The 15,290-nt window shown below is 33.1% G+C and carries 12 protein-coding genes; all 12 read right to left on the bottom strand.

Annotated features, from left to right (window positions below):
* Positions 1-132 precede the first annotated feature (132 nt).
* The 12 genes from secG to BN2665_RS09610 all read right to left on the bottom strand — a co-directional run bounded on the left by secG (position 133) and on the right by BN2665_RS09610 (position 14,956).
* On the bottom strand, positions 133-363 hold the full coding sequence (secG, locus tag BN2665_RS09665) for a preprotein translocase subunit SecG (protein WP_055666897.1): 231 nt from the start codon (positions 361-363) through the stop codon (positions 133-135).
* Between the two features lie 141 nt (positions 364-504).
* Positions 505-1,803, bottom strand: coding sequence for a phosphopyruvate hydratase (eno, locus tag BN2665_RS09660; protein WP_055666896.1), 1,299 nt, complete (start codon positions 1,801-1,803; stop codon positions 505-507).
* 353 nt (positions 1,804-2,156) lie between these two features.
* Positions 2,157-3,689 carry a 2,3-bisphosphoglycerate-independent phosphoglycerate mutase gene (gene gpmI, locus BN2665_RS09655; protein ID WP_055666895.1) on the bottom strand — a complete coding sequence of 511 codons (1,533 nt, stop codon included), beginning with the start codon at positions 3,687-3,689 and terminating at the stop codon, positions 2,157-2,159.
* Positions 3,690-4,010: 321 nt separating this feature from the next.
* Positions 4,011-4,757, bottom strand: coding sequence for a triose-phosphate isomerase (tpiA, locus tag BN2665_RS09650; protein WP_055666894.1), 747 nt, complete (start codon positions 4,755-4,757; stop codon positions 4,011-4,013).
* Positions 4,758-4,787: 30 nt separating this feature from the next.
* Entirely contained in the window at positions 4,788-5,981 is a 1,194-nt protein-coding gene (locus BN2665_RS09645) for a phosphoglycerate kinase (protein ID WP_055666893.1), read from the bottom strand.
* 184 nt (positions 5,982-6,165) lie between these two features.
* Positions 6,166-7,179 carry a type I glyceraldehyde-3-phosphate dehydrogenase gene (gene gap, locus BN2665_RS09640; RefSeq protein ID WP_055666892.1) on the bottom strand — a complete coding sequence of 338 codons (1,014 nt, stop codon included), beginning with the start codon at positions 7,177-7,179 and terminating at the stop codon, positions 6,166-6,168.
* Positions 7,180-7,266: 87 nt separating this feature from the next.
* Positions 7,267-8,301, bottom strand: coding sequence for a sugar-binding transcriptional regulator (locus tag BN2665_RS09635; protein WP_055666891.1), 1,035 nt, complete (start codon positions 8,299-8,301; stop codon positions 7,267-7,269).
* 202 nt (positions 8,302-8,503) lie between these two features.
* Positions 8,504-9,868 (bottom strand): RNA polymerase factor sigma-54, encoded by a 1,365-nt coding sequence (gene rpoN / locus BN2665_RS09630; RefSeq protein ID WP_195892688.1) that lies wholly within the window; start codon positions 9,866-9,868, stop codon positions 8,504-8,506.
* Between the two features lie 366 nt (positions 9,869-10,234).
* Positions 10,235-11,164, bottom strand: coding sequence for an ABC transporter permease (locus BN2665_RS09625; RefSeq protein ID WP_055666889.1), 930 nt, complete (start codon positions 11,162-11,164; stop codon positions 10,235-10,237).
* Positions 11,157-12,251, bottom strand: a complete 1,095-nt coding sequence (locus BN2665_RS09620; protein WP_055666888.1) for an ABC transporter permease — start codon at positions 12,249-12,251, stop codon at positions 11,157-11,159. The genes BN2665_RS09625 and BN2665_RS09620 overlap by 8 nt, the downstream gene beginning before the upstream one ends.
* A 3-nt stretch (positions 12,252-12,254) precedes the next feature.
* The gene (locus tag BN2665_RS09615; protein ID WP_055666887.1) at positions 12,255-13,784 is read right to left on the bottom strand and encodes an ABC transporter ATP-binding protein; all 1,530 of its coding nucleotides are present in this window, start codon (positions 13,782-13,784) and stop codon (positions 12,255-12,257) included.
* A gap of 62 nt (positions 13,785-13,846) precedes the next feature.
* Positions 13,847-14,956: a BMP family lipoprotein gene (locus tag BN2665_RS09610; RefSeq protein WP_055666886.1), complete on the bottom strand. Its 1,110-nt coding sequence runs from the start codon at positions 14,954-14,956 to the stop codon at positions 13,847-13,849.
* Between the last annotated feature and the right edge of the window lie 334 nt (positions 14,957-15,290).

Below are 15,290 nucleotides of genomic sequence, written 5' to 3'. Positions count from 1 at the left end.
TGCCCTAAGACATAATTTTATACCCCCAAAATATAAAAAAAGCTGCCTTTATCATAGTTCGCTATATTTATGGCAACTCACAAAATAGCATGAAAGGCAAGCATGTAGAAGTTTCTATTACGTATTCTATTACTATTTAACTATGTTTAATGCTATAGTAGTTATAGCAAATAATATAGCAGAAACCACTGTAACTCTTGCTAGCATGGCTTCTTTTGTTCTAGATTTATTCTTGCTAAAAAATGTTTCAGAATTTCCTGTGATAAAGCCTTTAATACCATCGGCTTTACTTGGTTGTAGCAAAACCACTACAATAATAACAGCAGCTAATATAAATTCAAATCCCAATAAAACATTGCGCATTTCCCGTACCTCCTGATATAGCACATATATTGTACAATTTATTATTTTATCACATTATATCAAACTTTACAACTTTTGTGAACAGATTTTAAAAATATAAGACTGCCTTCAAAAGGCAGCCTTACATTATATACACTAAAATTATTTATTTTTTATATTGTAGAAAGCCTCTAAGCCTCTATACTCAGCCATATCAACAAGCTCTTCTTCTATTCTTAATAATTGATTGTATTTAGCTACTCTTTCGCTTCTTGCAGGTGCTCCAGTTTTTATTTGTCCTGCATTTACAGCTACCACTAGATCTGCTATAGTTGTATCTTCAGTCTCTCCTGATCTATGAGAAACTACTGCAGTGTAACCGGCTCTTTGAGCTGTTTCTATAGCATTTAAAGTCTCTGTTAGAGTTCCTATTTGGTTTAACTTTATAAGGATTGAATTTGCAACGCCTCTTTCAATACCCATCTTTAATCTCTTAGTATTTGTAACGAATAAATCATCACCTACTAACTGAATCTTATGACCTAACTTTTCAGTGATATACTTCCAACCTTCCCAATCTTCTTCAGCCATACCATCTTCTATGGATATAATTGGGTATCTATTTACTAAGTCCACATAGAAATTAGCCATTTCTTCAGGAGATAATATCTTGCCTTCTCCCTTTAAATTATATTTTCCATTTTCATATAGTTCTGAAGATGCCGGGTCTAGAGCTATATACATATCTTCACCAGGAGCATATCCTGCTTTTTCTATAGCTTCAATGATTACTTGAATAGCTTCTTCATTAGATTTTAGGTTTGGTGCAAATCCACCTTCATCGCCAACTCCAGTTTCATAGCCCTTTGATTTTAAAATGCTCTTTAGTGCATGATATACTTCAGCACACATTCTTAAAGCTTCAGTAAAGTTTGGTGCTCCCACAGGCATTATCATGAACTCTTGAAGATCCACATTATTATCTGCGTGCTTTCCTCCGTTGATTATATTCATCATTGGAACTGGAAGAACCTTAGCATTAACTCCACCTATGTATTGATATAGCGGAAGTCCTAAATAATTAGAAGCAGCCTTAGCGCAAGCAAGAGAAACTCCAAGCATTGCGTTAGCTCCTAACTTACCTTTATTTTCTGTACCATCTAATTCTATCATTGTTTTATCGATTAAAACTTGATCGAATATGTTAATTCCTATTAATTCTGGAGCTATAACATCATTTACATTGTCTACAGCTTTTAAAACGCCTTTTCCATTGTACTTATCTTTATCTCCATCTCTTAATTCCACAGCTTCGAATATACCAGTGGAAGCTCCTGAAGGTACTGAGGCTCTTCCTACAGTTCCATCTTCCAAGGTTACTTCAACCTCTACTGTAGGGAAACATCTTGAATCTAGTACCTGTCTTGCATACACGTCTACAATTTCAACATAATTTTTCATAAAATTACCTCCTTATGTTGGTTATACCTTTTATTATAAACCATAATTTTAATAAATAATCTAATACCTATAACAATATTATTATTTGTTTAAATATATCATATAATACATAATTTTTAATTAAGTACATGTTATATTTATATGAAGTATATTCCTATCAAAGTCAAACTTAGATTCATTACCAAGTTTATGATAAAATCTTCATCTTTATTATACAACCATTTGATATATAATTTCAAGAGGTAACAATAATCAATAAATATATTTAAATTTTTAGAATTTTACTACAATATAATGAGCTGATATATTTTACATATCAGCTCATTAATAAGACTTTTTTATAGTCCTAATTTCTATTTAACTATTAAGGTTTTTCCTGTCATCTCAGCTGGTATATCTAAGCCCATGACTTCTAACATTGTTGGAGCTATATCTGATAATCTTCCGCCAGCTCTCAGTGATTTAGCATTGTTAGCTACATATAAGAATGGTACTGGATCTGAAGTATGAGCAGTCATAGGATCTCCTGTGGAATAGTCAATCATTTGCTCTGCATTGCCATGGTCTGCTGTTATAAATACTGCTCCATCCTTTTCTAAAATCTTATCTACTACCTTGCCCATGCATTCATCTACTGCTTCTATAGCCTTCTTAGCTGCTTCAAATACACCGGTATGTCCAACCATATCAGGATTTGCGTAGTTTACTATAATCATATCATACTGGTCGCTATCAATTCTATTTAACAATTCTTCTGTTAGCTCATAAGCACTCATTTCAGGTTTTAAATCATAGGTGGCTACCTTTGGAGAAGGTATTAATGCTCTATCTTCCCCTTCATTCGGAGCTTCAACTCCGCCATTAAAGAAGAAGGTTACATGAGCATATTTTTCTGTTTCAGCTATTCTTAACTGTTTCTTACCTAAGTTGCTAACATATTCTCCTAGAGTGTTGCTGTAGCTTTCTGGAGTATAGGCTACATATACATTTTCTATGGTTTTATCATATTGAGTCATGCAAACATAAGTTAAATTCAATGTCTCTCTTTGGAAACCATCAAAGACTTTGTCATTTATAGCTCTAGTAATTTCTCTTGCTCTATCTGGTCTAAAATTAAAGAATACTACTGAATCATTATTTTTTATAGTTCCTACTGGTCTTCCATCCTCTGATATTACGGTTGGAAGCACAAATTCATCAGTTTTGTTGTCATGATAGGACTTCTCCATACACTCAACTCCACTGTTTGCTGTTTCACCTTGGCCTAATACCATAGCATTATAAGCTAATTGAACTCTTTCCCAACGCTTATCTCTATCCATTGCATAGTATCTTCCACATACTGTAGCTAGTCTCCCGCAACCTAGTTCTTTCATGTAGTTTTCAATGTCTCCTACAAAGTCTTTTCCTGAACTAGGAGGAACGTCTCTACCATCAGTGAAGGCATGCACATAAACCTTTGTTAATCCTTTATTTTTAGCCATTTGTAATAAAGCCTTTAAATGATCAATGTGTGAGTGAACTCCACCATCAGATAATAGTCCTAAAAAATGTATTGAAGAATTGTTTTCTAGAGCCTTATCCATAGCAATATTTAAAGCTTTATTGTTAAAGAAATTACCTTCCTCTACTTCTTTTGTTATTCTTGTCAGTTCTTGATATATAATTCTTCCTGCGCCTATATTAAGATGTCCAACTTCTGAATTACCCATTTGCCCTCTTGGAAGACCTACATCTAATCCACTGGCATTTAACTCTGTATGTGGGTAATTATTAAAATATCTATCATAATTTGGTTTTTTTGCTGCTAATACAGCATTTCCATCTACTTTATCAGTTAACCCAAATCCGTCTAATATCATTAACATTATAGGTTTTTTCACCATAATTCTCCTCCATATTGTTAAAAATCATATCTAAAGTACATACATTATATTTAAACTTATAAATATAGCATATTTATAAAATTACAATGTATATATTAATCTTTAGTATTTCATTATACTATTTTTAGAAATACATTACAATAATAATAGATAGATATTATTATTTAATACATCCTATCTAAACGTTGTAATATAGTTTAAGCTATTGTAATCTTCTTTTATATGTATTAGAAACAAGTTCAACTATTAACTTATAAATGCATAAAGAAAATTACCTTATTAAAGTATTTTCTTTATGCATAATAATATCCTATATAACTTCTAGTAGTTTACTATAGCAGCAAAATCTGAAGCTATTAAGCTTGCTCCACCAACTAAAGCTCCGTCAATATCAGACATAGCCATTTGCTCTTTTATTGTGGATGGCTTTACAGATCCGCCATATTGTATTCTAACCTTATCAGCTACTGTTTTTCCGTATAATGCTTCTACTACGCTTCTTATAGCTGCAATAGTTTCATTTGCTTGTTCAGAAGTAGCAGTTTTTCCTGTTCCTATAGCCCAAATTGGCTCATAAGCTATAACTAATTTTTCTACTTGCTCTGCAGTTAATCCCATAAGGTCTAGCTTAACTTGCATTCCTATAACTTCATTAGTTATGTTGGCTTCTCTTTCTTCTAAGGATTCTCCTACACATAATATTGGAACTATATTATGTGCAAAAGCTGCCTTTAACTTTTTGTTTACTGTAGCATCTGTTTCATTAAAGTATTGTCTTCTTTCACTATGTCCTATGATTACATAATCAACTCCCATAGCTTCTAGCATGCCAGGAGCTACTTCCCCTGTAAAAGCACCTTTTTCTTCAAAGTACATGTTTTGTGCTCCAACCTTTACATTAGTTCCTTTTGCAGCTTTTACCACTGCATCTAATGCTATAAATGGAACGCAAACTACTACGTCGCAAGTTGCATCTTTTACTAATGATTTTAATTCTTCTATAGTTTTAACTGCTTCATCTACAGTGTAATGCATTTTCCAGTTTCCTGCTATTATAGCCTTTCTCATCTAAAACACCCCTCTTTTTATAAAAAACTATTATTTATTGTTAAGTGCTGATATCCCTGGTAAGTCTTTTCCTTCTAAAAATTCTAAGGAAGCTCCACCACCAGTAGAAATATGAGTCATCTTATCTCCAAAGCCTAAAATATTAACAGCGGCAGCAGAATCTCCTCCACCTATTACTGTAGTTGCATCTGATTCAGCCATAGCTTTAGCAACTTCTATAGTTCCCTTTGCAAAGTTTTCGAATTCAAAAACTCCCATTGGTCCATTCCAAATAACTGTTTTAGCTTCTCTTACAGCATCTGCATATAATTTTGCAGTCTTTGGTCCGATATCTAGTCCCATGTGTCCTTCTGGTATGTTTTGATCTTCTGTTACTACTGGAGTAGCTTCAGCAGAGAATTTATCTCCTACTATATTATCTACCGGTAATAATAGTTTTACTCCCTTAGCTGCTGCTTTTTCCATCATTTCCTTAGCATAATCAACCTTATCAGCCTCTAATAAAGATGTTCCTATTTCAAAACCTTGAGCTTTTAGGAAAGTATAAGCCATACCTCCACCAATTATTAAAGTATCTACTTTTTCAAGTAAGTTGTTTATAACATTGATCTTATCAGATACCTTAGCTCCTCCAAGTATTGCTACGAAAGGTCTAACTGGAGTTTCAACCACATCTCCTAAGAATTTTAATTCTTTTTGAATTAGATAACCACATACAGCTGTATCAACAAAACTAGTTACTCCTACTGTGGAGCAGTGTGCTCTATGTGCTGTACCAAAAGCATCATTTACATATACATCTGCTATAGATGCTAAATCCTTTGAGAAGCTTTCTTCATTTTTGCCTTCTTCTGGTCTAAATCTAGTATTTTCAAGAAGAACTACATCTCCTTCTTTCATTTCAGCTACTGCCTTTTTAGCATTTTCTCCAACTACATTATCATCAGCTGCAAATACTACTTCTTTACCTAGCATCTCGCTTAATCTCTTTGCTACAGGTGCTAAAGTTTTTGATGGATCTGGACCTTTAGCTTTTCCTAAGTGAGAGCAAAGAATAACTTTAGCTCCATTTTCCATTAAGTATTTTATAGTTGGCATTGCTCCAACTAATCTGTTTTCATCTGTTATAACACCATCTTTTAGTGGAACATTAAAGTCACATCTAACTAAAACTCTTTTACCTTTTACTTGTATATCTTCTATAGTTTTTTTATTAAATTTCATTATATACACCTCTATGCTAAAAATTTTTTAATCACAATTATATATACATCGCAAAAATTCTAATACCTTCTGATGAACATATAATGTAATAGCTTTTATGCAATATATATTAGCAAAAAAGGTCTGGCCTTATAGCCCAAACTACAAAACCAGACCCTATAACATTCTTAATTATTCAGCTAAATTATTTAGCATCAACTTCTGCCATATAGCATACTAAATCTATTAATTTATTTGAATAACCCCATTCATTATCATACCAAGAAACTAATTTAACGAAGTTTTGGTTTAATGATATACCAGCATCTGCATCAAATATAGAAGTTCTCTTGTCATGGATGAAGTCAGTTGATACTACTGCATCTTCAGTGTATCCTAATATCCCTTTTAATTCATTTTCTGAAGCTTCTTTAACTGCAGCTTTGATTTCTTCATAAGTAGCTCCTTTTTCTAATCTGCAAGTTAAGTCTACAACAGATACATCTATAGTTGGTACTCTAAATGACATACCAGTTAATTTTCCGTTTAATTCTGGAATAACCTTACCTACTGCCTTAGCAGCTCCAGTTGAAGAAGGTATTATATTGGCAGCAGCTGCTCTTCCACCTCTCCAGTCTTTGTTTGAAGGACCATCAACAGTTTTTTGAGTAGCTGTTGTGGAGTGAACTGTAGTCATTAAACCTTCAACTATTCCAAATTTCTCATGAATAACTTTTGCTAAAGGTGCTAAACAGTTAGTTGTGCAAGATGCATTTGAAACTACTGTCATATCTTTAGTGTATTTGCTGTTGTTAACTCCCATAACAAACATTGGAGCATCAGCAGATGGAGCTGATATAGCAACCTTCTTAGCGCCACCTTTAAAGTGAGCTGAAGCTTTATCTATAGTTGTGAAAACTCCTGTACATTCGCAAACATATTCTGCTCCGCAAGAAGCCCAGTTGATGTTTGCAGGATCTTTTTCTGCAAATATTTTTATATTTTGTCCATTAACTACTAATTCATTAGTTTCTTTGTTTATAGAAACTTCTCCTTGGAACTTTCCATGCACTGAATCGTAGGTTAACATATATACCATATAATCTAAATCGATAAATGGATCGTTAATTCCTTTTACCTCTACTGCTGGATTTTCAAGAGCTGCTCTAAAAGCTAAACGTCCTATTCTACCAAAACCGTTAATTCCAATTTTAACCATTTGAAATTACCTCCTAAATAATTATTTATATAAAATATTTAAAAAATATTTTTACACAGTATTTATTTTCCTAGTGCAAAGCTAGTTTTATTCATCTTTTTTTATTATCTCTAATATTTTTCTAGCAGCACCCTCATCAGTTATGAGTATTCCCTTTGAATTGTTTAATTCTGTAGCAACTATAGCTTCTGCTTTGCTTTTGCCTCCCGCTACCGCTATTTGAATATCTATCCTTCTAGCATCATCTGCATTTATCAATACAGAAGATGAAGAGTATACTACTTCACCATCTTTGGCAAAATAGCATCCAAAAGCCTCTCCTAGAGCTCCCTTAGCTATAAGTTTTGAAACCTTTTCTTCGTTCATGCCTCTTTTAATAGACATTTCGTCAGCTCTTCCTATACCGTATATGAGTATATGAGCTTTCTTTATACTTTCAACCACTTCTTTTATATCTTTTTCATTTAATACGGTTTCTAGAGCTATATCGCTAAGATTGTCTGGTAAATGAAGCATTTTATAATATCCATTTACTTTTTTAGAAAGATTAGCAGCTAAGGTATTGGCCTGAGTCTCAACATTTCTTCCCATGCCGCCTCTAGCTGGCACCACTAAAATATTTTGCAAACTGCTCAGCCTAGGTAAACTATCTATGGCCTCTTTAATAGTACTTCCTCCAGTTAAAGCTATTATGTCACTGTCCTTTATTATATTTTTCATATAATTTGCTGCGGCTCGTCCTAGCTCCTTAATAACTGTTTTATCTTCTTCTATATCACCGGGAACTACTATTACATTTTTAAGACGGAGAGTTTTCTTAATAGACTTTTCTATCTCTGATAAGCCTTTTATATCATGAATAAAATTTTTCAGCTTATCTATTATTAATTCTCCTTCACTAGTAACTGTCATTCCTGGAGTGTTAATGCTTATTAAATTTTGTGCTTTTAAGAAATTGATTTCTGTTCTGACTACTCTTTCCCCCATATCCAGTTGGTTAGCAAGTATTCTTCGTCCTATGGGTTGATTATAGTATATGGTTCTTAATATATTATATCTCTTTTCTAAAAGTTCAATTAATTCTGGAACAATCTTTTGTTGTAATTTTAGTATTTCTTCCAAGAATAACACTCCTTTGGTCGCTCAGTGTCCCAGCTGAAATTTTTGTGTCCCACAATTATTATTATAAAGTATTTCTTAAAATTTTTAAATAGGGTTTTATAAAAAAATATTAATAAAATGTTAAATTATATCTATAAATTATCATTAACTGGAATATTTTTATAAAACCTGTTGAAGTTCAACAGGTTTTGCTTGCATGATTTTAAAATCTTTTTCTTTTACTGGAGCTTTTTATTCCTAGTTCCTCTCTATATTTTGCTACAGTTCTTCTAGAAATATTCATGTTCATATTATTAAGTTCATCACATATAGCTTGATCTGATAAAGGCTTTGTTTTATCTTCTTCTTCAATCAATTTTTTTATTTGATTTTTTATATTTCTTACAGATATATCTTCGCCTTGCTCATTATTGTATCCTACTGTAAATAAATCCTTAATCTTAATGGTTCCCCTGCTGGTATAGATATATTTATCTCTTATAGCTCTACTTATAGTAGACTCATGCATCCCTAAGTTATCTGCTATTTCCTTTAGAGTCATAGGCTTTAGATATTCTTCTCCATATTCAAAATAATCCTTTTGAAGCTCTAAAATCTTTTCTAAGACTTTATAAATTGTACTTTTTCTATGCTCTACGCTTTTTATTAAAAACATGGCACTATTTATTCTGTCTTTAACATATTCTACTGCAAATTTATCTTTTTCATTGTTAATTATATCTTTATATACGGAGTTTATAGAAAGTTTTGGTAACAAACTATCATTCATTATTATATGATATACTCCATCTATCTTTCTAATATAAGCATCAGGCACTATATATTTTACTTCATCCCCAGTAAAAAAACCTCTTGATGGTTTAGGCTCTAGGGATTTTATTATGTCTCCATAATGCTGAACATCCTTTAAAGATATATTTAAGTCTTTAGCTATCACATTATACTTATTATCTGCCAGATTCTCTATATGCTCTTCAATGATTTTATATATGACCTCATCTTCTACACCTTTTTTTCTAAGCTGTATCTTTAAACATTCTTTAATATCTCTAGCTCCTATTCCATCTGGTTCTAGACTCTGAACTATGATCAAAGCTTTTTCTCCTAGCTCCTTATTACACTTTATTTCTTTACATATTTCCTCTAGAGTAGTATCTAAGTAACCTCTATTATCTATATTTTCAATAATATAATCACATATGGATTTTAAGTAATCATTTTCATTGAGCTCGCCTATTTGCTCGTGTAAACATTCCTTAAGGGATTTACTATTTGAAATAAAATTGAAAGGAGAAACCTCATCTTCATCATAGTTTCCATAGCTTTGAGAGCCATAATTATCAAATTCAAAATATTTTATAAGCTCTTTATAATCTATTCTATCTTTAAACTTATCTGTTTCACTATTTTCCTCATACTTAGCTTCTAAAACAGGATTCTCTTGAAATTCTTTCTCCATATATTCTTGCAATTCGAAGCTGGACATCTGCAATAGCTTTACAGATAACTGCATTTGCTGTGTCATTATTAACTTCTGCTCTTGGGTTAGATTAAGTGTAAAATCCATCTTCATAGTTTCTCTTCTCCTATCCTGTTTGAATAGTTTTATCTTTAAGGCATCTATAGATATCCAAGTTCATCACTAAACATGATGCCTCATATGTTATTATATCGTGAATAGTTTTAACTCACAAGTATCTTGGCCTATATGTGAATCTCTACTGACTTAGTATGCCCTAAATTTTTAAGCAATACAAAAGCGAAGGGTTTGTCAATTCACAATGCACAATGCACAATGCACAATTGAGGATACTTTTTCTTAGCAATGCTAAGAAAAAGTTATAATTTAAATTATTTTTTCTTTTAGAAAAAATAATCACCTTAATTGTGAATTGTGAACTGTGAATTGTGCATTAATCAAGCCTTCGCTTTTTTATCTTTCGCCTTTTCTATATGGTACACCATCTGCTGCTGGTGCTTGAGTTTTTCCAACAAAACCTGCAAGTACAAGCATTGTTAAAAGATAAGGGAATGCTTCATAGAACTCTCCTGGTATTCTCCAGCCAAAGCCCTTTGCATATAGCTGTAAGGATTCTGCAAATCCAAATAGCATACATGCAAGCATTGCATTTTTAGGCTTCCAGTTACCGAAGATCATAGCTGCTAGGGCTATAAAACCTCTACCACTTACCATGTTTTCTCTATAAAGATTCATTATACCTATGGATAGAGTAGCTCCACCTAGTCCACCTAAAACTCCTGATATTATTACAGATAAATATCTTATACCATATACGCTTATTCCTAAGGTATCTGCTGCCTTTGGATGTTCTCCTACAGCTCTTATTCTTAAGCCTAATGGTGTTTTATATAGTACATAGTGAGATACAAATACCAATATTAGGGCTATCCATACAAACCAGTTTAACTCTGCTAAGAATTTTCCTATTACCGGTATCTTGCTAAAGAATTCTACTGGATAAGGTAATGCTGTTACTGTATTTGTTTGTGAAGGTGTTCCAAAAACCTTGAATACTAGGTAGCTTATAAAAGCTGCTGAGAATACATTGATAGCTACCCCTGATACTACTTGATCCGCTTGTAGGTGTATACTCAAGTATGCGTGAAGGGCTGCGAAAGCTGCTCCTCCAGCCATAGCAAATATCACACCCATCCATGGGTTTCCAGTTACATGAGATCCTAATACTGCAAAGAAAGCTCCTGCAATCATTATACCTTCTAAGGCTATGTTAACAACTCCAGATTTTTCAGAGAAAACTCCACCTAAGGATGCAAATATAAGAGGAGTTGCTAGTCTTAATGTAGCTGTGACTAATCCTAAAATCAATACTGAACTACTCATTTACTGTAGCCTCCTTTTTTCTTTTTTCTCCAATTAGCTTAAATATATATCCTGCTGCTATAAATAGTATTACTATACCTTGAATGATGTAGGATATAGTTTTTGGTATTCCGAAAAGCATCAAGGTTCCTGAGCTTAGGTTTAATGCTCCAAATAATATAGCTGAGAATATTACTCCAATTGGATTGCTCTTTGCCACTAAGGCTACAGATATTCCATCCATTCCGTAGTTAGGGAATCCAAATAACTGCATGTTTTGATGTTGAACTCCTGCTATATGAATAGCTCCACCAAGACCTGCTATAGCTCCTGATATAGCCATGGCTAAAATTATGTTTTTCTTTATGTCTATTCCGCCATATTCTGCTGCACTTGGGTTTATACCTACTGCACGAATCTCATATCCTATAGTGGTTTTCCAAAGTAATATATAAACTAATATTATTACTATTATTCCTCCAATATAAGTTCCTGAATTTAGTCTATTGGTCTCTCCTAAAAATCTTGTAAGCATTGCGCTTTCTTGTATTGGATAAGTACTAGCTGAACTTGGTTTGTGGAAGGGTCCCATAGTAAAGTAGTTTGATAAACTCATAGCAATAAAGTTCATCATTATGGTGTTAACAACTTCGTTAGTACCTAGTTTAGCTTTTAAATATCCTGGTATTGCTGCCCATAAGGCTCCTCCAAGGGTTCCACCTGCCATTATTATAATTATATGCAATGGTTTTGGTATTCCTGGTATAAGTCCTAATAAAGCAGCGGAAAGCATTCCTATTATAAACTGTCCTTCTACCCCTATATTAAACAATCCTGTTTTAAAGGCTACGGCATGAGCTAATCCTGTAAATATAAGAGGAGTTGCAAATACAAAGGTTTCTATTAATTGTCTGCTGCTGCCAAAACTTCCTTGCCATATGGAAGAGAAAAGTGTTTCAGCAGAAGAGATAAATCCACTATCTAATGCCCACATAACAAAGAATATGGATATAAAAAGTGCTACTACAATTGATAATATGGACATAGAAAATTCTTTAATTACATTATTAAAGGATTTGCTAGCTATTTTAACATTATTTTTTTTCATGATTTACTCCTCCCCTCCTTGTTTTTTCAGCTTTCCTCCAGCCATTAGTATTCCAAGCTTTTGCTCTGTAGCATCTTTAGCGTCTAATACATCAACTATTTGTCCATCATATATTACAGCTATTCTATCTGCTAAGGATAAAACTTCATCTAGCTCTAGAGAAACTAGAAGCACTGCTCTATTATTATCTCTTTCTTCTACTAATCTTCTATGGATATACTCTATAGCTCCAACGTCAAGTCCTCTTGTAGGTTGAGCTGCTATAATAAGCTCTGGATTCTTTTCTATTTCTCTTGCTACTATCATCTTTTGTTGATTCCCTCCAGATAATGCGGATGCAGCTACATCTTCATTAGGTGTTCTTACGTCATAGCTTTTTATTAATCTTTTAGCATATTCCTTAACTTCACCATAGTTCATCATTATTCCTTTAGCAAAAGGCTCTTTATAGTGATAGCCAAGGATTGCATTTTCTGCTAAGGAGTACTTTAATACTAGTCCTCTCTTATGCCTATCTTCTGGAATATGTCCTAGTCCTGACTCTATGGCTTCTCTAGGAGTTCTTCCTGTTATATCATGACCATTAAGTTCTATCTTTCCACCTATTGGTTTTCTAAGACCTGCTATAGCCTCTACCAGCTCTGTTTGACCATTACCATCTACTCCCGCTATAGCTAATATCTCTCCAGCCTTCACCTCTAAACTTACTCCCTTTACCGCTGGCAGCTTGCGGTGATCTAATACCTGTAAATTATTCAAACTCAAAATCGCTTTCCCAATTTTAGCCTGATTTTTTTCTACTTTAAGATTAACTTTTCTACCTACCATCATCTCTGCTAATTCATCTATATTGGTTTCTTTGGTTCTAACTATATCTATAACCTTACCTCTTCTTATAATGGTTACTCTATCACTCATTTTCATAACTTCTTTTAATTTATGAGTTATTAGAATTATAGATTTTCCTTCTTTAACTAAATTTCTTAGGATTACTCCTAGTTCATCTATCTCTTGAGGAGTTAATACTGCAGTAGGCTCATCCAATATTAATATATCTGCTCCTCTATATAGAGCTTTTAATATCTCAACCTTTTGCTGTTGTCCTACTGTCATGTCTTCTATTATAGCTTTAGGGTCTATATTAAAACCGTACTTTTTTGAAAGCTCTTCTGTATCCTTTATAGCTTTACCTATGTCAAGATTCATACCTTTTTTAGGTTCTTGTCCAAGAATCATATTTTGTGCTACTGAAAAATTATGAACAAGCATAAAGTGCTGATGCACCATTCCTATTCCTAATTTTATTGCTTCTTTTGGGTTTTTTATCATGGCCTTTTGTCCATGAACGAAAATATCTCCAGCCTCTTGCTGATACAATCCGTATAAAATATTCATTAATGTGGTTTTTCCTGCTCCGTTCTCACCTAGCAGTACATGTATCTCACCTTGCTCCAGCTCAAAATTCACGTCATCATTAGCTATAACCCCAGGGAAAATCTTTTTTATTCCCTTCATCTCCACAACCTTTACCATATTTCCTCCTCCTAACTTTTAAAAAAGACTAGATGCTTAGGACATCTAGCCTGATTATATAATTATTTTAATTCAGGAGCTTTAAATTTTAATAACTCATCACGAGTTCCTGGAACTACTATCTTGCCATCCTTTATGTCTGTTTCAGCTTTTTTGCTTAAGTCTACAAATGCTTTATCTACAGATTTGTGGATAGTTGGTGCTATACCAACAGCGCCTTCTTTAATTCCAAGATTTTTAGTTGTTCCACCGTCAAATTTTCCATCTTTTAAGTTCTTTATAACATCATAAACAGCAACCCCAACCTTCTTTTCCATAGAGAAAAGGATTTGGTCTTTGTAAGCCTTTCCATTTTCAGTAGCTGCTTGGTCTGAGTCAACACCTATAGCGAATTTGTTCATGTCTTTTGCAGCCTTGAATACTCCAAGTCCTGCTCCGCCAGCTGCGTGGTATATTATATCAACTCCACCATTATATAAAGCTTTTGCTGCTTCATAACCTTTTCCTGAGTCATCAAAAGAGTCTACATATTTAGCATTTACTCCTGGTGTTTTAGCATCCTTTGGCATTAAAAGCTTTCCTGCTTCTGGATTAACAGACATAACTCCAGCTACGAAACCAGACTCAAATCTGTTTATAACTTCTCCTTCTTTTCCGCCTACGAAACCTATTTTGTTAGTTTTAGTCATCTTACCAGCAATAACTCCTGCTAAGAAAGAACCTTCATGCTCTTTAAATAATACAGATATTGTATTTTTATTAGGAACAACACCATCAACTATTAAGAATTTCTTGTCTGTAGTTTGAGCGGAAACATTCTTCATGCTTGTCTCCATCATAAATCCACAACCTACAACTAAGTCCGCTGTAGTAGCCATAGTCTTTAAGTTTGGCTCATAAACGTCTTGAGTCTTTGACTCTATGGAGTTTATTTGTTGAATTCCTAAATCTGTAACGGCTTTCTTAATTCCTTCATTAGCTGATTGGTTAAAGGAAGCATCGTTAACTCCGCCTTGGTCAGTAACTAAACCAACTTTTACTTTTGCTGTTGCAGCTGGTTTGTCTCCTCCTGTTGCTGGAGTCTTTGGCTCCTCTTTCTTAGTACAACCTGTGAAAATTGTAGCTACTAGTGCTACTGAAGCTATGGTAGCTATTAATCTCTTCTTATTCATTTTTTCCCCTCCTAATATTTTAGGTTATAATATATATGCACTATAAATTCTATAAATGCTTCTTCATTTCCTTCTTTTTTGTAAAAGTTTTTTTAACTTTTTATAAACTTTACCCTTTTTAATTCACATTTTAATCTATCTATGTATTTTTAAAAAATTAGACAAATTAAAATGTGGAAACGTTTTTATAGAATGAATATTGCTTAATTATTATAGCATCTTAATATAAAAAATGGAATACTTTATGAAATAAATTTTGTAAAAGCATACAAAAACCTGGTACCAAAATTGTAAATGATACCAGGTTTCATTATTAGGCAGCTTTACTACACTA

This window comes from Desnuesiella massiliensis (assembly GCF_001403615.1).
Classification (GTDB): domain Bacteria; phylum Bacillota; class Clostridia; order Clostridiales; family Clostridiaceae; genus Desnuesiella; species Desnuesiella massiliensis.
Note: the sequence above shows the minus strand (reverse complement) of the source record. Positions and strands in the feature narration are given on the sequence as shown.

Bases quoted from the DNA above. Each gene is read 5' to 3' on its own strand.
- eno (WP_055666896.1), bottom strand. From the start codon at position 1,803: ATGAAAAATTATGTTGAAATTGTAGACGTGTATGCAAGACAGGTACTA.
- BN2665_RS09645 (WP_055666893.1), bottom strand. From the start codon at position 5,981: ATGAAATTTAATAAAAAAACTATAGAAGATATACAAGTAAAAGGTAAA.
- rpoN (WP_195892688.1), bottom strand. From the start codon at position 9,868: ATGGATTTTACACTTAATCTAACCCAAGAGCAGAAGTTAATAATGACA.
- tpiA (WP_055666894.1), bottom strand. From the start codon at position 4,757: ATGAGAAAGGCTATAATAGCAGGAAACTGGAAAATGCATTACACTGTA.
- gap (WP_055666892.1), bottom strand. From the start codon at position 7,179: ATGGTTAAAATTGGAATTAACGGTTTTGGTAGAATAGGACGTTTAGCT.
- BN2665_RS09615 (WP_055666887.1), bottom strand. From the start codon at position 13,784: ATGGTAAAGGTTGTGGAGATGAAGGGAATAAAAAAGATTTTCCCTGGG.
- BN2665_RS09610 (WP_055666886.1), bottom strand. From the start codon at position 14,956: ATGAATAAGAAGAGATTAATAGCTACCATAGCTTCAGTAGCACTAGTA.
- BN2665_RS09625 (WP_055666889.1), bottom strand. From the start codon at position 11,164: ATGAGTAGTTCAGTATTGATTTTAGGATTAGTCACAGCTACATTAAGA.
- gpmI (WP_055666895.1), bottom strand. From the start codon at position 3,689: ATGGTGAAAAAACCTATAATGTTAATGATATTAGACGGATTTGGGTTA.
- secG (WP_055666897.1), bottom strand. From the start codon at position 363: ATGCGCAATGTTTTATTGGGATTTGAATTTATATTAGCTGCTGTTATT.
- BN2665_RS09620 (WP_055666888.1), bottom strand. From the start codon at position 12,251: ATGAAAAAAAATAATGTTAAAATAGCTAGCAAATCCTTTAATAATGTA.